Origin of the sequence: Pantoea sp. C2G6 (assembly GCF_051336815.1) — a bacterium.
Taxonomy (GTDB): Bacteria; Pseudomonadota; Gammaproteobacteria; order Enterobacterales; family Enterobacteriaceae; genus Pantoea.
Genome location: NZ_JBGMNJ010000023.1, coordinates 1 through 20,984 on the forward strand (window position 1 = coordinate 1; position 20,984 = coordinate 20,984).

Consider the following 20,984-nt stretch of genomic DNA (forward strand, 5'->3'; position numbering starts at 1 on the left):
TCGCGGAACACCAGGCTGATATTCTCTTCGCTGCCATCACCGGCAAGGGTATTTTTAACGCTGAGATTAACTTTCGGAGAATATTCGGAAAGGACTGCATCAAAATTAATTTTATTCACATTAACTTTGTCGCGCTCTGATATTGAATCTGACGCCTGACCATTACTGAAATCGCCTGCAACCAGTAATTTCAGGGGAAGTTCGGTTTTCTTGCTCGCCCCCCCTGTATGCAGGTCAAGTTTAAGATTAATACGTGCCTTGGGCACTTCATTCTGGAAACTGTCAGCCATCTCATTATCCCTCGCTTTATCGCTATGCCTGTTGTTCACACCAGGGTTCTTTACACGCGATAATAGAATAATGATCGACTCAAGATCAATCATGCCGATCTTTGTTCTGCAATAGGAATCTTCTTAAGGTTTTTACGCTAAAAAAAGAACAGTGAAAAGCACTACAACATCAGGAAAATAAATCATTTCTGATGCGTAAAACAAACATTTATATCGCCGTAATTATAATTAATGGCGCTTTATTAAAATAGACAACCGATATTGATTTAAATCAACATTTAAACTTTTAAAAACACATAGCTCATCAAAAAAGGATTTTTCAGGATAACCAAAAAAAAAGAACGCATACACAATGCCGCTAATAGAATGCATACGCTGAAACTGCCGCTTTTTATTGGTTGATCTAACATCCCTTTCTGCTGGCAAGGAATAGATAGCCACACAGAGCTCCTGCGAGCGGTTACTTTTATATAGTGAAGAATTATAAAAATGGACTGGAAGAATTAATGCAGTATGCGAGAAGTTTTATTGCGACGGGCATTTTTCGAGCATATGTGGCGTTCTGCTCTGGCGTCAGCAGGCCAGCCCTCCCCCCGCCCTGACAGCACAGCGCTGTTTCACCGATAAGTCGGGCGGGGGATTGGGATGAGCAGCAGACTGCTACTGCTGCTCTGCCTGCTGTTTTATCAGCGCATAACGGTTCAGCAACTGGTCAAACTGCATGTCTGTCTGCATCAGCTTTGCTGCCGAGCCTGACGTCCTGTTGCCGGTCTGGCCCAGTTGATAAAGCTGCTCCTCAACCGGAACGTTACGGCTGAAGTTCTGCGTTATGGTAAACACCATCGATTTCAGTTCCGAACCGGTCAGATATTTGCCCTTACGCTCATCAAGCGCGTTCAGACGCCGGGTCAGCTCCTGTAAACCCTCCATCCCCTGATGCCAGCCGGACAGGGATTCCGCCGGCAGCGCGTTTTCGCTGAGGTAGCGCTGCCACTGCGCTTTCAGTTTCGCTGATTCGCCTGGCGCGGCCCTGGCAGCCAGCGTGAAACCATACTCCTGCCGCCACAGCGGCGAAAGCTGTGCAAGCGCCGTCAGAGCTGACTCATCAGCGTTCACCGGCACCGGACTGAGCGGTGCCGGAGAGATTTTCTGCCAGCAGACCGTCGCCGCTGCGCCCGCCAGTAACATGGTCAGCATACCAGCGACGAAAGCCCGCCAGGGTCGCCTGGCCTTAGCTTCAGGCGGCGGGGAGACAACCTCAGGCACTTCATGCACCACAGCAGGCGCTTTTTCCGCCGTGGCAACCGGCTCCGGCGAGGTGGCCGTTTCTGGTAACTCCGCGGCGACGGCCGTTACGGGCTCGATGGGCTCAGGGTAATCGCTGTGACCAGTTTCACTCTTCTCCAGCCGGGTGGCCGTGTTATGCATAAAAGTGATGAGCTCACCGAGCTGACTGGCGTTTTTCAGCTCCAGCCGCTGAAGATGATGATGGATCCTATTCAGGTGCTGTTCAGCCTGATAGATCAGCGGCAACTGCGGGTAGTCGAGCGTCAGGGTGCGCAGCAGCGATTGCAGACGCTGGCTGAGTCCGGCCAGAATCTCCATTCGGGCATGAACCGGCCGCGGCCACATTGTCGCCCAGTGATAGATCAGCAGCGTCTCCAGCAGCACCAGCCCCTCGTTAAGCCCCGCCATCCCGCCAAGCCGGGCTCGTGCCAGCGTATACCAGGAGAGGGTCTGTAACTCAACGCCGTTCTGCTGAAACAGAGACAGGCTGAGTTGCTCAATGCGCAGCCAGTCCACATCCGGTCGCGCCGGATGCGAAAGTTTCGCCAGTTCATCGCGCAGAGCAGCATAATCGGGCAGCGCACGCGGGTCGCCACCGGTTTTCAATGAGTTAGCGGTATTCATCACAGAGCGTTTCCTGTGCCTGAATGGATGGGGCGTTCGGACTGACGGACGTTTGACATGACTCTCCCTGTTCTCGCAATTACCAGAAACCGCCACTGCCGATGGAGATATGAAGAGGAGCTTACGCAGCTGGATGATCGTCCCGTAGTGCAAAATCCGATGCAGAACAGAACCGGGGTCAGAAGCGAGGAGATTCCCTTCACTGGCGGCATGACACGGTGCGGAGGGTATTATCGTAAACTTTCAGATAAACCCTATAGCGCGAGTTTAGAAACAGTGAAGCAACCAAAGGAACCGATAATATGTAACTAAAAGTAACAGCAGCCTGTCAGGGCAACTTACCTGCCACCCGGCTGAATGATAAGAAATTTCTTAAGCACGATAAGGAGAACGGCTCCGCTGCATGACATCCAGAATGTAACCCGCCCTTCACGCTCCCTGTTCAGACCAGAAAGGGTAACCATCCCCAGGCAGAAACAGGGTTTTTCAGAGGCTGAACCCTATCTGACCGGAAGTTTGTTTTTTATCAGCGGGAAAAGAGGAGAAGATTTTATCGCAGCAGAGGGTGCGGAGACTTTCAGCGCACCGGGGAAGAGATAAGCCTGCCAGCGCCATCCCTGGCCTTGTCATGATTTTTAGCGGGCAGTGTCGTGAAGTTCGCCCGCTGGCCGGCAAGCCGTCGCCGTATAATCATCGGGTGCAGAGGCAGGTTTTAGCCCCTGTCGCAGGGCGTTACGCCCGCTGTTGCTGAACGAGTTTCTGTGGTTGATTGATCGCTTTGCGTGCAATCCAGTAGAGCAGTACACGCTCATCGTCACTATCGCGATCGGCCATCGACAGCAGCTTCAATGCCAGCGTCGATTTAGTGACAGGCTGCTGCTCTGTACTGAGTTCAATCACTGCCTGACCGATGATGCAGCAAACCTCTTCTTCACTGGTGATGGATTCATATGTCCGGTCTTTCATATTTCCTCCTGTTAAGTGAACCTTCAGCCTGGCAAAAAATCTGCAAACCTGCTCACTTATAGTGCTGCCTGAAACATTATCTTACGGCTAATTACGCTTACTCATTAAGCTGCCGCTTTGGTTACTTCTGCCGCCATGCTGTTCATACCCTCTGAATGGCATTTCATTCCCTGATCCATTCGGTTCATGCCGTTGTGACTCCCGCGCGTGTAGCGCTGCCCTATGCTGACGCCAGTTTCCAGATTCCCGAACGGGGAGAGAATAATCATGAATCAGACGCAACAGGTTGGTTATCAGCGTACCCGCTGGCTCACATTGATCGGAACCGTCATCACCCAGTTTGCGCTGGGGTCAGTCTATACCTGGAGTTTGTTTAATGGCCAGCTGTCACAGAAGCTGGATGCGCCAGTCAGTCAGGTCGCCTTCTCGTTTGGCCTGCTGAGCCTGGGCCTGGCTATCGCCTCCTCGCTGGCCGGGAAGTTACAGGAACGTTTTGGCGTGCGTTGCGTCACCATCGGCGCGGGCGTGCTGATGGCGCTGGGATTCTGGCTGACCGCTCACGCCAGTAACCTGATGATGCTCTACTTCAGCGCGGGTCTGCTGGTCGGCCTGGCGGATGGCGCGGGGTATCTGATGACGCTGTCAAACTGCGTGAAGTGGTTTCCTGAACGCAAGGGGATGATCTCTGCCTGCGCGATTGGCGCTTACGGCCTCGGCAGCCTCGGATTCAAATTTATCTGCGGTGCGCTGCTCTCCTCGGTCGGTCTGGAACAGACCTTTATTCTGTGGGGTGTGCTGGCGATGGCGATGATCGTGGTCGGGGCGCTGCTGATGCATGACGCGCCGCTGCAAAGCGCTGCCAGCGTACGTCAGCAGCATAACCGCGATTACACCCTGGCGCAGTCGGTACGTCTGCCTCAGTACTGGATGCTGGCTCTGATGTTTCTGACCGCCTGCATGAGCGGCCTCTATGTGATTGGGGTGGCTAAGGATATTGGCGAAGGGCTGGTGCATCTGAGCACGCAGATTGCCGCCAATGCGGTCACAGTCATCGCGATTGCTAACCTGAGCGGTCGTCTGGTACTGGGTGTGCTCTCTGATCGGATGGCGCGCATCAGGGTCATTTCGCTGGCACAGATCGTCTCACTGATCGGGATGAGCGTGCTGCTGTTTACCCATATGAACGAAACCACCTTCTTCCTCTCACTGGCCTGTGTGGCGTTCAGCTTTGGCGGGACCATTACTGTCTTCCCGTCACTGGTCAGCGACTTTTTCGGTCTCAATAATCTGACAAAGAATTATGGCCTGCTCTATCTCGGCTTCGGTATCGGCAGCGTGCTGGGTTCTCTGGCCGCCTCACTGTTTGGTGGCTTTACCGTTACCTTCAGTCTGATCATGACCCTGCTGGTGATCTCCCTGTTCCTCTCCCTGACCATCCGTTTACCGCATGGCCCGGTGACGGCCCGGCCGGTGTTGCAGCGTCACTGACTGGCAGGGCCGCGACTGCGGCCCTGCTGCTCTTCAGCCGCGGAAACGCGGCTCGGCAATACCCGCTACCGCCACCTCAACCGCGAAAATATCGCCGGATTCGGGATAGCGAGCCAGTTCTTCTTCGGTACGATCTTCGCGCGAACTGGTGATAAACAGAGTTTTAAGGTCAGCGCCGCCAAACGCCACCATGGTTGGCCACTTCACCGGCAACAGGATCTCATCAACGATTTCGCTGCTCTGCGGGTCGATACGCACCACCCTTCCGCCATCAAACTGGGCTGACCAGTAAAATCCTTCACTATCGACCGCCGCCCCATCCGGTAAACCGCCACTGGCGTCAAAGCGACGGAACAGCGCCCGCTCTCCCGGTTCGCCGCGCTCGTCTAACGGATAGCGGTAGAGAGCTTCATTCGGCGTGTCGCTGTGATACATCCAGCGTCGATCGGGAGAGAAGGCCAGCCCATTGGAAATTTTAATATCACGCGCTTTCACTTCCAGCGTCAGTTCAGGCGTCACGCGGCATAACAGGCCACCGTTTTTGTCCTGCGGCTCCCACAAACTGCCGCACCAGAAATTCCCCCAGGGATCGACGCGGCCATCGTTGAAGCGACTGGATTCGGCCACGCCAGGATTATCCGCCACCTTTTTCTCTGGCTTACCCTGCGCATCCAGCAGCCAGACGCCGCCCCGCAAGGCGGCTATCAGTCCGCCCTGTTCACGCAGACCGATACATCCCACCTCTTCTGTCTGCGGAAAAGTGCGCAGCTCACCGCTGACCGGATCAAAGCGATGAATAGCCGGCGCCAGTATATCGACGCACCACAGCACTTGCTCTTCGGTGGACCAGAGCGGGCATTCGCCAAGCTCAGCCTGCAAAGCCAGAACATTTCTTACCTTATGCGTCATGTTTCTCTCCCGTTGAACAGACCTGTTAATAATGTAGCGTTAAATTTTTTTAAATGAGAATTATTTTGGCTTTGTTTTTAAGATGATTCTCGCTTAGAATGCGCCTTATTCAGCTCATTCTTATTTAAATATCTCTCTGCATCGCTGATTTTCTTATTCTGAAATATCCTGTTATATTTTCTTAAATAACTCTACAAAGCCTGCATCTTCACTCCACTTTCCCGGCGTAGTGTCGTAGCTATTGGAAAAGAGGAGAACTTCCGATGAAAAGTTTAATCAGAGTCGCTTCGGTAGTGGGGCTGATAACGCTATTAAGCGGTTGTATTATCAGCCCGCGACACGACTATGGCTGGCACCACGGCGGTGGCGGCGGGTATCATGGAGGCTATCACGATGGGTATCATGGCGGTTATCATCGCCGCTAACGGGCAAAGATGTCACACAGCATAAAATAAAAGATAGAAATTTAAAGGGCGGGATAATTATCCCGCCCGTTTTATATTCAGCTTTTCACCGCATAATTACACTGGAACCAGGCTTTGCTGAGACCAGGAATATGACTCTCCTGCGTCGGCAGCGCTTCCACCTTATCAAATCCTTTACTGCTACAGTAATTCGCCAGATCAATTTCCATCGCGTCACGATTGACCTTTACCGGATCAAATCGGTACTGGACGGTATTTGAGCTGGGATCTTCATCAACACGCTCAAATGCCCCGGGTTTGCTGGCGGTACATCCGCTCAGCAGTAACAGCGCCAGTGCGCCGGTAATTAGTTTTTTCATTTATTTATCCTCATACTACCGCGCAGTGTATGACGCAGTACAACGCGCATCCATAGGATTAATACGCGAAAAACGCTGCAACTATAAGCTTTTACCGATTAATTTAATACGATTAAACGGCTATCACTATCGCATCAGGCATGACAGGATGCAGTCAGAGACAACGAAGACTGCACCACACCAGGAAATGCCAAAAACAGATATCTATTCCGACTTTTATGCCCGCGCTTAGCGGGCATTTTTCGTCTTCCCTCTGCCGGCGGTTACTGGCCAGAAAACGCGATCATCCTACGCAATAGGTTAGCCGCGCGCTTGTCAGGGAGTGCCAGGATGGCGCTGTAGAGATCGATCGACATCGCGCACAGAGAGGAGCGATCGACCGCGGTGTCGGCCGGCAGATTCAGCTGCTGTAGCTTGTCACCCCAGCGCTGATAGAGCTGCGCCACAATCTGCTGTAAATCATCTTGCGCCAGCGCCTTGTCCAGCGGCTGATCGGGTGGCGGACTGTTAAGCAGCAGCTGCTCCATCGCCTCCATCTCTTTGCGGTTAAGCGACGACGGCAGCGTGGTCAGCAAATTAACGCCGCCACTGACCTGCGGATAGAGGTAACGGAAACAGAGGCCGGGATCGAGCCGGTTGAGCGCCTGCATCTCCTCAACTGAAACGCCGATGTAGTTGACCACCGCCGCGTCGGTTCCCCGCATCAGCCGCTGATTAATCACCTCAATCATCGTGCCGCGCAGTTCGCCTGCCGCCTGCTCAGCTGGCTCCCCCGCACGAATCCGGCGGGTCAGATCCTGAGTCAGCAGCAGCCATAACGCTGGTTCCTGATTTTGCAGCACCCGGTAACCCGGCATCTGCGCCAGCTGATTCACCGCCTGCTCACGCTGAGTGGCCTGTAACTGATGCGGTGCTACCCAGCTGAACCAGAGCAGGTTAGCCAGTATCAGTGGCAGCAGAAAGATGATCAGCCCCTGCCACAGACGCAGCCGGGTGGTTTTAATCAGCACAATAACGATCAGCGCCAGCAGCCCAAAGGCGGCCAGCGTAATAAAAAGCAGAGCACTCATAGTGCGGATTTAATCCTTGCGCACATCAATCAGCACCGGGCATTGAGCGCGCTCAATCACCGACGCGCTGACCGAGCCTTTTAACAGCCGGTTAAAAGAGGAGAGATGGCGGCGTCCCATCACAATCATGCTGGCCTTGAGTTGCTGCGACTGCGCCACAATGGTGTCGGCCGCTTCGCCCGCCACTATCATGCCACGCGCATTGATGCCAGCCCGCAGCAACGGTGCCAGCGCGTGACGCACCACCATTTCCGCGGTGTTCTGCTCATCCTGCGCGGCCACAAAATCGCCCGGATCTTCCCCGGCATCAATTTCCATGGGTTGGTTGCAGGCGGAGTAGGCGGGATCGACACAGCACAGCACCACCACCTCGGCGCGATGGGCCAGCGCTTCTTCAATAGTCAGAGCGACCACTTTTTCAGTGACCGGAGAGTGGTCAACAGCCATCAGCAGGGTTTTCATCCAATGCTTATCCTTCTATCGCGGCGACTTTGCCGATTTCACGTATCAGCGCCTCTTTGCACTTCAGCATCTCGTCACGAAACCGCGCTTCGTGTCGCAGAAAACGTGCGGAAGGCACCAGCAAAGAGACAGAAAAGCGACCAAACAGCGTATCGAGCGCAAACGCCATCGTAGAGATCCCCTCCAGCGTTTCACCGCGATCGACGGCGATACCGGTTTCGCGCACTTCCCTGATCAGTTGCAACAGCTGCGGCAGGGTTTTTACCGTCATGTCGGTTAACTCCGGCCAGGCATCCCCGACCATGACCCGCACATCGTTGTCACACTCCAGCGCCAGCAGCGCCCGGCCCCCGGAGGTGCTGTAGAGCGGCAGGTTGAGCCCCATATGCGGCACCACCCGAAGCTCACGCGCGGCCACGACATGATGAATAATCGCCAGTTGCGTGCCGCTGGCGCGCGCTAAAGAAACGGTTTCATTGGTGTCGGAGGAGAGTTTTTCCAGCAGCGGCCTGACCAGATCCACCACATCGGTGTGCACGCTGGAGATCAGTTTTAACAGGGCAGGCCCCAGCCGCAGACCACCGGCCCCGCTGCTGCGCACCAGCTCGGCGCTGTCGAGGGCGGCGACAATGCGCTGCACCGTGGAGCGTGGTAGTCCAACCGCCTGCGCGATTTCGCCCAGGCTCATTCCCCCCGGCTGTTCGCCAAGTGCATTGAGGATTTTCGCCGCGCGAGCGATGACCTGAATACCGCCGGTTTTTTCATCCTCGCGGCTGGATGGGTGTTGTGCCATAGCGTCGTCCTGTTTGAGCTGCCTTACTGTAGCGCGAACGCTGCACTTTTTACAGCCTGTACCACATTGCAATACAGTATACCGGAATGTAATATTAGCCCCTGTATCACATCGCAATACACTGCATCATAATAACGAGATCGCCTGCTATGAATGCCACGCCAGCCCCCGCGCCGGCACCCCACCCTTTTACGCTGCGTCTGGCCCTGGGCTTAGTCGGCGTGCTGATTGCCGCGCTGACCTCCGGGCTGAACGATCGCGTCAGTGATATTGCGCTGGCCGACATCCGGGCCGCTATCGGCATCAGTTACGATCAGGGTAGCTGGATTGTTTCCGGCTATCAGGCGGCAGAAGTGGCCGCCATGATGATCGCCCCCTGGTTTGCCGTTACCCTGTCGCTGCGGCGCTTTACGCTTGGCGTCTCGGCGGGGTTTGTGCTGACCGCACTGCTGCTGCCGCTGATCACCAGCCCGACGCTGTTTATCGCCCTGCGCGTGCTTCAGGGGCTGTTTGGCGGCGCGTTGCCGCCGATGCTGATGACGGTCGCCCTGCGCTTTCTGCCGCCGCCGTTTAAACTGTTTGGCCTGGCCGGATATGCACTGACCGCCACCTTTGGCCCGAATATGGCCGCCTCGCTGGCCTCGCTATGGACCGATCACGTCAGCTGGATGATGGTGTTCTGGCAGGTGGTGCCCGCCATGCTGGTCGCGATGCTGCTGATCAGCCGGGGATTGCCGCAGGACCCGCTGCGCCCTGAACGCTTCAGGCAGATCGATCTGTTTGGCATGCTGACCGGGTGCAGCGCCATTGCGCTGCTGATTCTGGTGCTGACCCAGGGTGAACGGCTGGACTGGCTGAACTCGCCGCTGATTGCCGGTATGTTGCTGACCGCGCTGCCGCTGCTGCTGGTTTTCCTGATCAATGAGTGGTTTCACCCGCTGCCGCTGTTTAAGTTGCAGATGCTCCGCCGCCCCAATCTGGCGCATGGCCTGCTGGGGCTGGCCTGCGTGCTGATCCTCGGGCTTTCAGGCTCCGCGCTGCCTTCCGCCTATTTCGCACAGGTGAGTGGCTTTCGCACCCTGCAATTCGCCCCGCTGGCGCTGACGGTGGGACTGCCGCAGCTGCTGATCGCCCCGCTGCTCGCGGCGTTGCTGAATATCCGCTGGATCGACTGCCGCTGGATGCTGACGGCGGGCGTCAGCCTGCTGATCCTCTCATGCCTGCTGGGAACGCAGATCACCAGTGACTGGGCGCGACAGAATTTCTGGCTGTTGCAGATCCTCCAGGCGTTCGGCCAGCCGATGGTGATTCTGCCGATCCTGATGAGCGCCACCAGCGTCGTCGCGCCCCCGGAAGGTCCGTTTGCTTCGGCGATGTTTAATACGGTACGCGGTTTTTCCAGCATCGCCGCCTCCACGCTGGTGGAGGTTTTCCTCTCCCATCGGGAACAGTTTCACTCCAGTATCCTGATTAATCAGGCGGCGAGCCGCGGCTGGCTGATGACCGCCTCTGGCGCGGATCATGCCAGCAGCAGCCTGCCGCTGTTGCAGGATGGCACCATCAGTTCCAGCGCTAATTTAAGTGGATTCGCCACGCTGGTCAGGCATCAGGCCACGGTGCTGAGCCTGAGCGATAGCTGGCTGATGCTGACCGGCTTTGGTGCCTGCCTGCTACTGCTGACCGCCATCCTGCCCAAACGGGTCTGGCCGCCTCAGACATTGCTTCAAAACTCTTCCCGGAATAACTGAATATGCGTGCTTTTGAAATGAAAAGAACCCTGCTGCTGAGTCTGTTGCTATTGATTTTACTGGCAACCGCCTTTGCCATCTGGTCACTGATGAGCGGCAACGATCACCGCACCAACGACGCTTATGTCAACGCGGATTACACCCTGGTCGCCCCGAAGGTGTCGGGTTATATCAGCAACGTAGAGGTCCAGGATAACCAGCAGGTCAAAGCGGGCGAGCTGCTGGCGACGCTGGACGATCGTGACTATCGGGTTGCGCTGGAGAGCGCCGAGGCTGACTTGCAGGTGAGCCAGGCGAAACTGCTGAGCAGTCGGGCGCAACTGGAGCAGCAGCAGTCGGTGATCGATCAGCAAAGAGCCAGCGTGGCGGCCAGTCAGGCCAGCGCGCAGTATGCCGGTCAGAGCGCCGACCGCTACAACCGCCTCTATAAAAGCGGCACCGTGGCTGCCGACGAGCAGCAGAAAGCCAGCGCTAACCAGCGCTCAGCCCAGGCGGCGGTGCGTCAGAGCCAGGCCACGCTGGCTTCGGCGCAAAAACAGGTGGGCGTACTCCAGGCGGCGGTGCGTTCGGCGGAGGCGGATGTGGCCGCGGCGCAGGCCAGTGTTGACCAGGCCAGGCTGAATCTCTCCTACACGCGCATTGTCGCGCCGGTAGATGGCATGGTGGGTCAGCGTGCGGTTCGCACCGGCGCCTACGTTTCGGCCGGAACCCGTCTGCTGGCGGTGGTCCCGCTTCAGCAGACCTACATCACCGCCAACTATCTTGAAACGCAGTTAAGTGATGTGCGGCCGGGACAGCGGGTGCGCATCCGCGTCGACGCCCTGCCCGGTACGATTTTTACCGGCCATGTGGATAGCATTGCCCCGGCGACCGGCGCGACGTTTTCCGCGATTTCTCCCGATAACGCCACAGGCAACTACACTAAAATTGTTCAGCGTCTGCCGGTGAAAATTGTGCTGGATAGCGACCAACACCATCTGGCGCAATTGCGTGTCGGCATGTCGGCGATCCCCGAAATTGAGGTGCGGTAAAATTGTGAGCAGTATCTCAGAACGGACCTATTTCATTTGGGCGGGATTGCGCGTAAATTAGCGTCCGATCCTGTTCTGAGTTATTCAGTTCGACCCGGGAAAAAGCAAACCCTGCATCTGACTGGCAACCTTTTTCCCCTATCTGTTCGCGTTGCACTGGCCTGGGATCGCCATCATCGTAACCGCTCAGAGGAGTTGTTTTGTGAAATATGCCTTGATGGGAATTTCTTTCTTTGCATTACTTTGGTTAGGAACGTTCGTTCTGCTGCTGAAGTAATGGCGTGACAGTGCCGCCAGGGGGCGACGTCGCCGTCGCCCCTGCTGGCTGTCAGATCTCATCGTCCAGCGTTTTCATGCTGCCCGGCAATACGCCGTCGGCACGGAACATCGCTTTAATTCCCCGCACCGCCTGCCGGATACGATCGCTGTTTTCAATCAGCGCAAAGCGTACATGCGTATCACCGTAGTCACCGAAGCCAATGCCCGGCGAGACGCAGACCTTCGCTTCCTGCAACATATGTTTGGCAAACTCCAGCGATCCGAGATGAGCGTAGTGGTCCGGGATTTTTGCCCAGACGTACATCGAGGCTTTCGGGTTATCCACCATCCAGCCCGCTTCGTGCAGCCCCTTGACCAGCACGTCACGACGACGTTTATACTGCTCGGCGATGTCGCGCACGCACTGCTGATCCCCTTCCAGCGCCGCAATCGCCGCGACCTGTAGCGGGGTAAAGGTGCCATAGTCATGGTAGCTTTTGATCCGTGCCAGCGCGGCGACCAGCTCTTTGTTACCCACCATAAAGCCGATGCGCCAGCCCGCCATGTTGTAGCTTTTTGACAGGGTAAAAAACTCTACGGCGACATCACGCGCGCTTGGCACCTGCATAATGGAAGGCGCTTTCCAGCCGTCATAAACAATATCGGCATAGGCCAGGTCATGCACCACCAGCACGTTGTACTGCTTCGCCAGCGCAATCACCCGCTCGAAGAAGTCGAGCTCCACGCACTGCGCGGTAGGATTGGAGGGGAAGCCGAGGATCATCATTTTCGGCTTGGGATAACTTTCGCGGATGGCGCGTTCCAGCTCGTTGAAGAAGTCCACGCCCGCCACCAGCGGCACCGAGCGGACCTGAGCGCCGGCGATCACCGCGCCGTAAATGTGGATCGGGTAGCTGGGGTTCGGCACCAGCACGGTATCGCCGTGATCCAGCGTCGCCAGCATCAGGTGCGCCAGCCCCTCTTTGGAACCGATGGTGACGATAGCTTCAGATTCAGGATCGATCTCCACCTGATAGCGCTCGGCGTACCAGCGCGAGATCGCCCGGCGCAGACGCGGAATACCGCGTGAGGTTGAGTAGCCGTGCGTATCTTCACGCTGGGCGACCTGACACAGCTTCTCCACGATATGCGGCGGGGTGGCACCATCGGGGTTGCCCATGGAAAAGTCGATAATATCTTCGCCGCGGCGGCGCGCTTCCATTTTCAGCTCAGCGGTGATATTGAAAACGTAGGGCGGGAGACGTTCGATACGCGAAAAACGACGGGGTGTGCTGTTATCAGCCATGATGTCCTCTGGATTACGTAAGCGCCCGGACCGTCCGAGCGACGCGGGTCACTGCGGTGACCCGTTATGAACATAACGTGGCGGGATCGATTTTGTCGAGAGGCAGAAAATATTTTTATTGTTGCGAATTCAGCCGTCCCAGCAGCCAGTCGTTCACCCAGCGCCCCTTCAGCAGATAATTATCCCGTAATGTGCCCTCCAGTATGAAACCGTTTTTCTCCAGAATGCGGCGTGACGGCACGTTGCCCTCCACCACCAGTGCGGTGAGTTTGTGGAAATCCGCTTCAAACAGAAACTGACACAGCGCCGCCAGTGCTTCGCTGCCCAATCCCTGACCGCAATAGCGGTGCAGCAGCATATAGCCCACCTCGGCCTGGCGATGGGGTTCCCATTCCGGGCTACAGCCAAACAGCCCAATCGGTTCACCGCTATCGCGCAGCCGCGCCACCAGACAGAGCATGTGAAAACTGGCCGGCTGCCAGGGTGCCAGACGCTCATTAAAACGCTGACGAATATCCGCCTCATCGGGAATTTCGCTCACCCAGGCCATGGTGTCGCGATCTTCATGGACGGCACGAAACAGCTGCCAGTCTTCAGGCTGCAATTTACGCAGGGTTAAGCGGGCGGTGACGAGTTGCATTGACGGCTCCTGACGGGATCGTTGGCGGGGATACCGCTTTTGCGCAACATAGCAAAACGCCATCCTGGCGACCAGCCCTGACAAGGTGAAAACCGTTCCCCTTTATTTCACTCAACTTTTCCTCTTTTACTCTGTGCGGCGTTAAAATTGATCTGTGACATAAACAGCCGGGCTGACTGAGCGGAGCGCTGGCGGTGGACGATCACATTTTTTATCATAGCCACACTTTCCTTTGCCGATGAGTCGCCTGTGTTCTCTCACTTCACGATGTTAATGGCAGTCTTTGATCGCGCCGCGCTGATGCTGATCTGTCTGTTTTTCCTGACACGTACCCGCCCGTTTCGCCAACTGCTGCAAAAAGATGAACACACCCGCGCCGAAAAGATTGCGGTGACCGCCATCTTTTCACTCTTCGCGCTGTTCAGTACCTGGTCGGGGGTGAATGTTGACGGATCGCTGCTGAATGTGCGGGTAATCGCGGTGATGGCGGGCGGCATTCTGTTTGGGCCGTGGGTCGGTATCGCAACCGGCGTGATTGCGGGCCTGCACCGCTTTTTGATCGATATTCATGGCGTCACCTCGGTGCCCTGCCTGATTACCAGCATCATTGCCGGTTTTGTCGCAGGCGGCATTCACCATCGGGTGCTGAAAGAGCATCGCTGGCGCGCGGGTATTGTTGGCGGCATGCTGTGCGAGAGCCTGACGATGCTGCTGATTATCCTCTGGGCGCGCCCCACTTCGCTTGGGGTGGCGATTGTGTCAGAAATTGCTCTGCCGATGATCCTCGGCGCCTCCAGCATCGGCCTGATCGTGCTGCTGGTGCAGAGCGTGGAAGGAGAAAAAGAGGCGATTGCGGCTCGCCAGGCGAAGCTGGCGCTGGAGATCGCCAATAAAACCCTGCCGCTGTTTCGCCACGTCAACAGCGACTCGCTGCGTAACATCTGTGACATTATCCGGCGGGAGATCAAAGCCGATGCGGTGGCGATGACCGATAAAAAGCAGATTCTGGCCTACGTCGGTCACGGTGAGGAGAATTATCACTCCGGCGACGATGGCATCAGCCCCACCACCGCCCAGGCGATCGCCAGCGGTAAAATCATTATCAAGAACAACGATGAAGCTCATCGCACCAAAGATATTCATTCGATGATCGTGATCCCGCTGTGGGAGAAAGGCAAAGTCACCGGCACGCTGAAAATCTACTACTGCCGGGCGCACCGCATTACCGGCTCGCTGAAAGAGATGGCGATTGGCCTGTCGCAGATTATCTCCACCCAGCTTGAGGTCTCCCGTGCCGAACAGCTGCGCGAGATGGCCAATAAAGCGGAACTGCGCGCGCTGCAAAGTAAAATAAATCCCCATTTCCTGTTTAACGCCCTGAACGCCATCTCCTCCTCTATCCGGCTCAATCCCGATACCGCCCGACAGCTGGTGATCAACCTGTCGCGCTACCTGCGCTACAACCTGGAGCGCAATGATGACGAGCTGATCGACATCCGTCAGGAGCTGTGGCAGGTGAAAGATTACATCGCCATTGAGCAGGCGCGCTTTGGCGACAAGCTGACGATGATCTATGACGTCGATGAAGATCTGCACTTTCTGCTGCCGAGCCTGCTGATCCAGCCGCTGGTGGAAAACGCCATTGTGCACGGCATCCAGCCCTGCAAAGGCAAAGGGGTGGTGACGCTCAGCGTGCGGGATCTGGGCGATCGGGTGCGGATCTCGGTGCGTGATACCGGCCAGGGGATCAGTGAGGAGGTGATGGAGCGGGTGGCGCGCAGTGAGATGCCGGGCAATAAAATTGGGCTAATCAATGTTCATCATCGGGTCAAGCTGCTGTCGGGCCAGGGGTTGTGCATCAGGCGTCATCAGCCGGGCACCGAGATCGCCTTTACGCTGAGTAAAAACGGCCAACGGCTGGCGGGGAATCTGTTATGAAAGCCATTATTGTCGAAGACGAATTTCTGGCGCAGCAGGAGCTGAGCTGGATGATTCAGCAGCACAGCAACATCCAGATTGAGGCCTGCTTTGATGACGGCCTCGACGTGCTGAAGTATCTGCAACAGCATCGGGTCGATGTGATTTTTCTCGACATCAATATCCCTTCACTGGATGGCATGCTGCTGGCACAGAATATCCATCAGTTTGCCCATAAGCCGCTGATTGTTTTTATTACCGCGTGGAAAGAGCATGCGGTCGAGGCGTTTGAACTGGAGGCGTTTGATTACATTCTCAAGCCCTATCAGGAGTCGCGGATTGTCACCATGCTGAACAAGCTCGAAGCCACGGCGCAGGCGCAGCAGGCGGTAAGCCAGCTGCCTGCCGTCCCAGCGCCGCAGACGGTGAATCTGATTAAAGATGAGCGCATCATCGTGACCGACGTCAATGATATTTATTACGTTGAAGCCCATGAGAAACTGACGTTCGTCTATACCCGCCGCGAGGCCTATGTGATGTCGATGACCATCACCGAATTCTGCTCACGTCTGCCGGAGCAGCAGTTTTTCCGCTGTCATCGCTCTTACTGCGTCAGCCTCAGCAAGATCCGCGAAATTGAGCCGTGGTTTAACAACACCTACCTGCTGAAGCTGCGCGATCTGGAATTTCAGGTGCCGGTCAGCCGCAGTAAAGTGAAGATGTTTCGTCAGCTGATGCGGCTGTAGCGCCAGCAAACAGGGGATAAAAAGCGGGTCGACAGGAGCGGGCCGGGAAGAGGCATCGCGCGCGGCGTGACAGCGCGCGATGTGAGGCAGGATTAGATTTCGCGCCCCAGCGTCTGGCGCAGGTGCGCGCCGGCACCTAGCAGACCGGGCTGGTCATGGGTGATCATATAGACCGGGATACGGGAGACGTAGTCACGGAAGCGGCCTTTATCTTCAAAGGCGGCACGGAAACCCGACGCCTTAAAGAACTCCAGGAAGCGTGGCACAATACCACCCGCGATGTAGACGCCGCCAAAGGTGCCGAGATTGAGCGCCAGATTGCCGCCAAAACGGCCCATGATGACGCAAAACAGCGCCAGCGCGCGACGGCAGTCGGTGCAGCTGTCATCCAGCGCACGCTGACTGACATCCTTGGGTTTCAGGTTCTCCGGCACGCGATTGTCAACTTTAACAATCGCCCGATAGAGGTTCACCAGACCGGCACCCGACAGGACGCGCTCGGCTGACACATGACCCAGCTCTTCACGCAGCACTTCCAGAATCTGATCTTCTTCTTCGCTGTTGGCGGCGAAATCAACGTGACCGCCCTCGCCCGGCAGACTGACCCAGCGCTTATCCACATGCACCAGATGGCTGACGCCCAGACCGGTTCCGGCGCCGTAAATCGCCACCGGCTTATCTTTAACCGGCTCGCCACCGCCAAACTGAATCACGTTGTCGGCGGTGAGCATCGGGATCGCCATCGAGACGGCGGTGAAGTCGTTAATGATTTCCAGGTGTTCAAAACCGATGTTCTCTTTGAGCTGGCGCGTGGAAAATGCCCAGTCATGGTTGGTCATTTCAACCCAGTCTTCGGTAATCGGACAGGCGATGGCAATACAGCCATCTTTAACATCCTGCTGTTGTTCATCAAGATAGTGGCGGATGACGGCTTCGAGGCTGTCGTACTCTGATGTTGAGAATGTTTTGGCCTGGGAGATGCTACCGCTTTCCACCTCACACAGGGCGAGACGTGCGTTAGTGCCGCCGACATCGCCGACCAAGGCATAGATTGTCATTCTTCTGTTGCTCCGCTTGGGGTCTTAAGAGTTGGAGGACACTATAAAATCCTGCCGATAAAACAACAACGCTCACCGGTGCGATTGGTGAGCGTCTTACTCAGTTGCGCTACAGCCTAACCGCGATAGCGCAATGTGCACAGCGGCAACTATCTGAATCTTATCCGCCGTTGCGTTGATTCAGGCAGGCGGTGACTTTTCGCAGCAGCGGCGGCAGATCCTCTTTCTGCATCACCACCTCTACCAGCGAGAGCCACTGCGGCCGCGCGAGCCGCGCCATCACCTCCTGCAACTGCACCGTTTCACTGATGCGCCAGCTCTGCGCCTGGCCTTGCAGACTCAGGGCCTGTGGCAGCGCTGTCCAGTTCCACTGGGCAATATCATTGTAGCGCTGTGTGGCACCATGAATCGCGCGTTCGACGGTATAACCTTCATTATTCAGCAGAAAAATAATCAGCTGCTGCTGGTCACGCAGCATCGAGCCCAGCTCCTGAATCGTCAGCTGGGCAGAACCGTCGCCAATGATCAGGATGACCCGACGGTCTGGCGCGGCGGTTTGCGCACCAAAGGCTGCCGGAAGAGTATAGCCGATCGATCCCCACAACGGCTGCACCACCAGCTGCGCCTGTGAGGGTAAACGCAGGGCCGCTGCGCCAAAGGCGGCGGTGCCCTGCTCGGCCAGAATAATATCGCCCGGTTGCAGGAAATCCTGCATCGCCTGCCAGAAGGCGTGCTGGCTGATAATAGCTGCCGGTTCTGCGGGCTGGGCCGCCGGTGGTGGTGATATCGCGGGCTGCCACTGCGGGCCATAGCGCTCAAACAGTGGTTGCAGCTCGCTGATCGCCTCCGCCATAGTTAAAGGTGCAAAGGTTTCCCCTCCGACGCTGGCGCTGTGCGGTTGCAGATCGATCAGCCGCTCGGTGACAAACTGCTGAGTGAAGCCCGCCGTGATGGTGTCGGTAAATCGCACCCCGACGCAGATCGCCACTTCGGCCTGCTCAATCTGTTCCCGTACCTGACCCGCACTGGCCTCCGCCGCATAGGTGCCGACATAGCCGGGCTGCTGCTCATCCAGCACGCCTTTGCCCATCAGCAGCGAGGCGCAGGGAATGGCGCCGTGCGCCCGCAGCGCCGCCAGCGCGGACTGCTGCTGCCAGCGCAGCGCAAGAAAGTCGGCCAGCAGCGACACCCGCTGTGCCGGTGCCAGCAACCGTTCCGCCGCCGCGCTGAACGCCTTGCGCACGGCAGTGGAAGAACGCTGAGCGATGCTGAGTGGCTGGGCGGGCGGTTCAGCCGCCGCTGCCGCCACATCCACCGCCAGCGAAAGATAACCGGGACGACGCGCCTGTAGCGCGCTGGTGATTACCCGGTCGATCTCCGCGCAGGCGTTGTCGGCGGTCAGCTGTGCGGTCGCGGCACAGACTTCCTCCGCCATGCGGATAAAGTGGTGAAAGTCGCCGTCACCCAGCGAATGGTGCACACAATCGCCCTGCTGCTGCGCCTGCGTGGCTGGCGCGCCAACGATATGGATCACCGGCAGATACTCCGCATAACTGCCGGCAATGCCGTTAATGGCGCTGAGTTCGCCGACCCCGAAGGTGGTGAGCAGCGCGCCAGCCCCGTTGCAGCGCGCGTACCCATCCGCCGCATAGGCGGCGTTGAGTTCATTCGCACAGCCCACCCAGCCAATCACCGGATGAGCGATCACCCGGTCGAGAAATTGCAGATTGTAGTCGCCCGGCACGCCAAACAGATGGTTTACGCCAATCTCATGCAGACGCGCCAGCAGGTAGTCACCCACGGTAAATGTAGACATCGCGCATTCCTTTCAGGGAAGAGTCGGGTTAAGTATCTGACAGCCGGTAAAATTTGCGAGAACGCGCGGGGGTTTTGTCAGCCGCAAAGCCTGGCAAGCCGGCGTTACGGTGGCGGAATATTCTGTAAAAGTGCGAACCGGAGCGCACTGTCACTGAGTGTAACCGTATACACTCAGTGACTTTTGGCATATATCCCCTTTTTTCCACCAGGAGCGCTGAATGTTCTCTTTTCCCCGTCCCGACCGCTATCAACAGATGGAATATCGCCGCAGTGGCCGCAGCGGCATTAAACTGCCCGCTATTTCACTGGGTCTCTGGCATAACTTTGGAGACGCAACCCGGGTAGATAACAGCCGTGAACTGCTGCGTCACGCATTTGACCTTGGCATCACCCATTTTGATTTAGCCAATAACTACGGTCCCCCGCCCGGCTCAGCGGAAGCGAATTTTGGCCGTATCCTGCGGGAAGATTTTCGTGCCCATCGTGACGAGCTGATTATCTCCACCAAAGCGGGCTATACCATGTGGGACGGGCCTTATGGGGATTGGGGCTCGCGTAAGTATCTGGTCGCCAGCCTGGATCAGAGCCTGAAGCGAATGGGGCTGGAGTATGTGGATATTTTCTATCACCACCGCCCCGACCCTGAGACCCCGCTGGAGGAGACGATGCGGGCGCTGGATCATCTGGTGCGCCAGGGCAAAGCGTTGTATGCAGCGCTGTCAAACTACCCGGCCGATCTGGCCGCCGAGGCGATAGCGATTCTGCGCGATCTCGGCACACCTTGTCTGATCCACCAGCCGCGCTATTCGATGTTTGAACGCACCCCGGAGCAGGGCTTGCTCCAGACGCTGGGTGAGGCAGGCGTCGGCTGTATCGCCTTTTCACCGCTGGCGGGCGGCGTCCTTACCGACCGCTATCTACAGGGCATCCCGGACGATTCCCGCGCGGCCAGCGGCAGCAAATTCCTGAGTGAGAGTCAGCTGACCCCGGAGAAGATGGAGAGAGTCCGTAAACTGAATGGTATTGCGCAGCAGCGCGAGCAGAAACTGGCGCAGATGGCGCTGGCGTGGGTACTGCGCGATGCGCGTGTCACTTCGGTATTGATTGGTGCCAGTAAAACCGCGCAGATTGATGACGCGGTGGCGATGCTCGCCCGCCGTGAGTTCAGCGAGGCTGAATTAGCCGCGATTGAGTCCGCCCTGAAGTAATCCCTGTCCGCCCGGCGCAGGCCGGGCCTTCTCTGCGCCAGAATAGTCTCAATCCCCATTTTCTCCCCAATTTCCTCACAATTTTCCGACACAATAAGGCGGAAACAACAGCAATACGCAGGCACGATCGCTGCGCCGCAACAGCGCAGACTGTTGATGAGGAGAAAAAATGAAAAGAGCCCTTATATTTGCAGCCTTGCTGGCGCTGCTGTCGCCACTGGCCACGCACACAGCGGAAGCCTCCAGTGCCTCGATTACTCTGGCCCCCGGCGTCACGCTGCATCTTGGCGACCGCGATCGTCGCGGCTATTACTGGGATGGCGGTCGCTGGCGGGAACCGCGCTGGTGGAATGACCGCTACACCTGGAATGAGCGCCGCTGGTGGCGTCACGAAGAGTGGCGTCGTCAGCAGCAGTGGCAGCGGGAACGTCGCTGGCAGCAGCGCGAGCACGAGCGGCGCTGGGAGCATGATTATCGCCGCGATCGGGGCTGGGATCATCATGACCACCGCGGGCCAGGCCCCCGAGGCTTTGGACCGGGTGGCCCCGATCATCACGGACACGATCGTCACTAAGCAAAAC

General features: G+C 57.0%; 22 protein-coding genes. 9 read left to right on the forward strand and 13 right to left on the reverse strand.

Features of this window, described 5'->3' with window-relative positions; genetic code table 11:
* The 4 genes from ACCW71_RS19825 to ACCW71_RS19840 form a co-directional block, all read right to left on the reverse strand.
* Window positions 1-290 (reverse strand): type VI secretion system contractile sheath small subunit (locus ACCW71_RS19825; protein ID WP_436374348.1); only part of this gene is annotated, 290 nt, incomplete at its 3' end.
* Between the two features lie 228 nt (window positions 291-518).
* Window positions 519-731: a hypothetical protein gene (locus tag ACCW71_RS19830; RefSeq protein WP_436374303.1), complete on the reverse strand. Its 213-nt coding sequence runs from the start codon at window positions 729-731 to the stop codon at window positions 519-521.
* Between the two features lie 219 nt (window positions 732-950).
* Window positions 951-2,201: a VasL domain-containing protein gene (locus ACCW71_RS19835; protein WP_436374305.1), complete on the reverse strand. Its 1,251-nt coding sequence runs from the start codon at window positions 2,199-2,201 to the stop codon at window positions 951-953.
* A gap of 732 nt (window positions 2,202-2,933) precedes the next feature.
* Window positions 2,934-3,167, reverse strand: coding sequence for a hypothetical protein (locus ACCW71_RS19840; RefSeq protein ID WP_436374307.1), 234 nt, complete (start codon window positions 3,165-3,167; stop codon window positions 2,934-2,936).
* A 267-nt stretch (window positions 3,168-3,434) separates the two neighbouring features.
* Between ACCW71_RS19840 and ACCW71_RS19845 the strand changes: the two genes are divergently transcribed.
* The gene (locus tag ACCW71_RS19845; protein WP_436374309.1) at window positions 3,435-4,655 is read left to right on the forward strand and encodes an L-lactate MFS transporter; all 1,221 of its coding nucleotides are present in this window, start codon (window positions 3,435-3,437) and stop codon (window positions 4,653-4,655) included.
* A 33-nt stretch (window positions 4,656-4,688) separates the two neighbouring features.
* On the opposite strand, the gene ACCW71_RS19850 is transcribed toward ACCW71_RS19845, so the two are convergent.
* Window positions 4,689-5,564, reverse strand: a complete 876-nt coding sequence (locus ACCW71_RS19850; RefSeq protein ID WP_436374310.1) for an SMP-30/gluconolactonase/LRE family protein — start codon at window positions 5,562-5,564, stop codon at window positions 4,689-4,691.
* Between the two features lie 263 nt (window positions 5,565-5,827).
* Here ACCW71_RS19850 and ACCW71_RS19855 point away from each other — a divergent pair, with 263 nt between their 5' ends.
* Window positions 5,828-5,989, forward strand: a complete 162-nt coding sequence (locus ACCW71_RS19855; protein ID WP_436374312.1) for a hypothetical protein — start codon at window positions 5,828-5,830, stop codon at window positions 5,987-5,989.
* Window positions 5,990-6,066: 77 nt separating this feature from the next.
* On the opposite strand, the gene ACCW71_RS19860 is transcribed toward ACCW71_RS19855, so the two are convergent.
* The 4 genes from ACCW71_RS19860 to ACCW71_RS19875 form a co-directional block, all read right to left on the reverse strand.
* A complete protein-coding gene (locus ACCW71_RS19860; RefSeq protein ID WP_436374314.1) occupies window positions 6,067-6,348 on the reverse strand; it encodes a lipoprotein in 282 nt (93 codons plus the stop codon).
* 263 nt (window positions 6,349-6,611) lie between these two features.
* Complete coding sequence (locus tag ACCW71_RS19865; RefSeq protein ID WP_436374315.1) at window positions 6,612-7,418, reverse strand: hypothetical protein; 807 nt, start codon at window positions 7,416-7,418, stop codon at window positions 6,612-6,614.
* Window positions 7,419-7,427: 9 nt separating this feature from the next.
* On the reverse strand, window positions 7,428-7,880 hold the full coding sequence (locus tag ACCW71_RS19870) for a universal stress protein (RefSeq protein WP_436374317.1): 453 nt from the start codon (window positions 7,878-7,880) through the stop codon (window positions 7,428-7,430).
* A gap of 7 nt (window positions 7,881-7,887) precedes the next feature.
* The gene (locus tag ACCW71_RS19875; protein ID WP_436374319.1) at window positions 7,888-8,673 is read right to left on the reverse strand and encodes an IclR family transcriptional regulator; all 786 of its coding nucleotides are present in this window, start codon (window positions 8,671-8,673) and stop codon (window positions 7,888-7,890) included.
* A gap of 149 nt (window positions 8,674-8,822) precedes the next feature.
* Here ACCW71_RS19875 and ACCW71_RS19880 point away from each other — a divergent pair, with 149 nt between their 5' ends.
* The 3 genes from ACCW71_RS19880 to ypdK all read left to right on the forward strand — a co-directional run bounded on the left by ACCW71_RS19880 (window position 8,823) and on the right by ypdK (window position 11,729).
* Window positions 8,823-10,421 (forward strand): MFS transporter, encoded by a 1,599-nt coding sequence (locus ACCW71_RS19880; protein WP_436374321.1) that lies wholly within the window; start codon window positions 8,823-8,825, stop codon window positions 10,419-10,421.
* Window positions 10,422-10,423: 2 nt separating this feature from the next.
* Complete coding sequence (locus tag ACCW71_RS19885) at window positions 10,424-11,452, forward strand: HlyD family secretion protein (RefSeq protein ID WP_436374323.1); 1,029 nt, start codon at window positions 10,424-10,426, stop codon at window positions 11,450-11,452.
* A gap of 202 nt (window positions 11,453-11,654) precedes the next feature.
* Window positions 11,655-11,729: a membrane protein YpdK gene (gene ypdK / locus ACCW71_RS19890; RefSeq protein ID WP_436374350.1), complete on the forward strand. Its 75-nt coding sequence runs from the start codon at window positions 11,655-11,657 to the stop codon at window positions 11,727-11,729.
* Window positions 11,730-11,780: 51 nt separating this feature from the next.
* Here ypdK and alaC read toward each other — a convergent pair whose 3' ends face one another.
* Both alaC and ACCW71_RS19900 read right to left on the reverse strand, forming a co-directional pair.
* Window positions 11,781-13,016: an alanine transaminase gene (gene alaC / locus ACCW71_RS19895; RefSeq protein WP_436374324.1), complete on the reverse strand. Its 1,236-nt coding sequence runs from the start codon at window positions 13,014-13,016 to the stop codon at window positions 11,781-11,783.
* Window positions 13,017-13,131: 115 nt separating this feature from the next.
* On the reverse strand, window positions 13,132-13,656 hold the full coding sequence (locus ACCW71_RS19900) for a GNAT family N-acetyltransferase (protein WP_436374326.1): 525 nt from the start codon (window positions 13,654-13,656) through the stop codon (window positions 13,132-13,134).
* A 267-nt stretch (window positions 13,657-13,923) separates the two neighbouring features.
* On the opposite strand from ACCW71_RS19900, the gene ACCW71_RS19905 reads away from it, so the two are divergent.
* Together ACCW71_RS19905 and ACCW71_RS19910 are read left to right on the forward strand one after the other, a co-directional pair.
* Complete coding sequence (locus tag ACCW71_RS19905; protein ID WP_436374352.1) at window positions 13,924-15,594, forward strand: LytS/YhcK type 5TM receptor domain-containing protein; 1,671 nt, start codon at window positions 13,924-13,926, stop codon at window positions 15,592-15,594.
* Window positions 15,591-16,319 (forward strand): LytR/AlgR family response regulator transcription factor, encoded by a 729-nt coding sequence (locus tag ACCW71_RS19910; RefSeq protein ID WP_436374328.1) that lies wholly within the window; start codon window positions 15,591-15,593, stop codon window positions 16,317-16,319. The genes ACCW71_RS19905 and ACCW71_RS19910 overlap by 4 nt, the downstream gene beginning before the upstream one ends.
* Window positions 16,320-16,411: 92 nt before the next feature.
* On the opposite strand, the gene glk is transcribed toward ACCW71_RS19910, so the two are convergent.
* Window positions 16,412-17,377, reverse strand: coding sequence for a glucokinase (gene glk, locus ACCW71_RS19915; protein WP_436374330.1), 966 nt, complete (start codon window positions 17,375-17,377; stop codon window positions 16,412-16,414).
* 160 nt (window positions 17,378-17,537) lie between these two features.
* On the reverse strand, window positions 17,538-19,193 hold the full coding sequence (gene ipdC / locus ACCW71_RS19920) for an indolepyruvate decarboxylase (RefSeq protein WP_436374332.1): 1,656 nt from the start codon (window positions 19,191-19,193) through the stop codon (window positions 17,538-17,540).
* A 220-nt stretch (window positions 19,194-19,413) separates the two neighbouring features.
* On the opposite strand from ipdC, the gene mgrA reads away from it, so the two are divergent.
* Window positions 19,414-20,403, forward strand: a complete 990-nt coding sequence (gene mgrA / locus ACCW71_RS19925; protein ID WP_436374334.1) for an L-glyceraldehyde 3-phosphate reductase — start codon at window positions 19,414-19,416, stop codon at window positions 20,401-20,403.
* 169 nt (window positions 20,404-20,572) lie between these two features.
* Entirely contained in the window at window positions 20,573-20,977 is a 405-nt protein-coding gene (locus tag ACCW71_RS19930) for a DUF2502 domain-containing protein (RefSeq protein ID WP_436374336.1), read from the forward strand.
* Window positions 20,978-20,984: the final 7 nt, after the last annotated feature.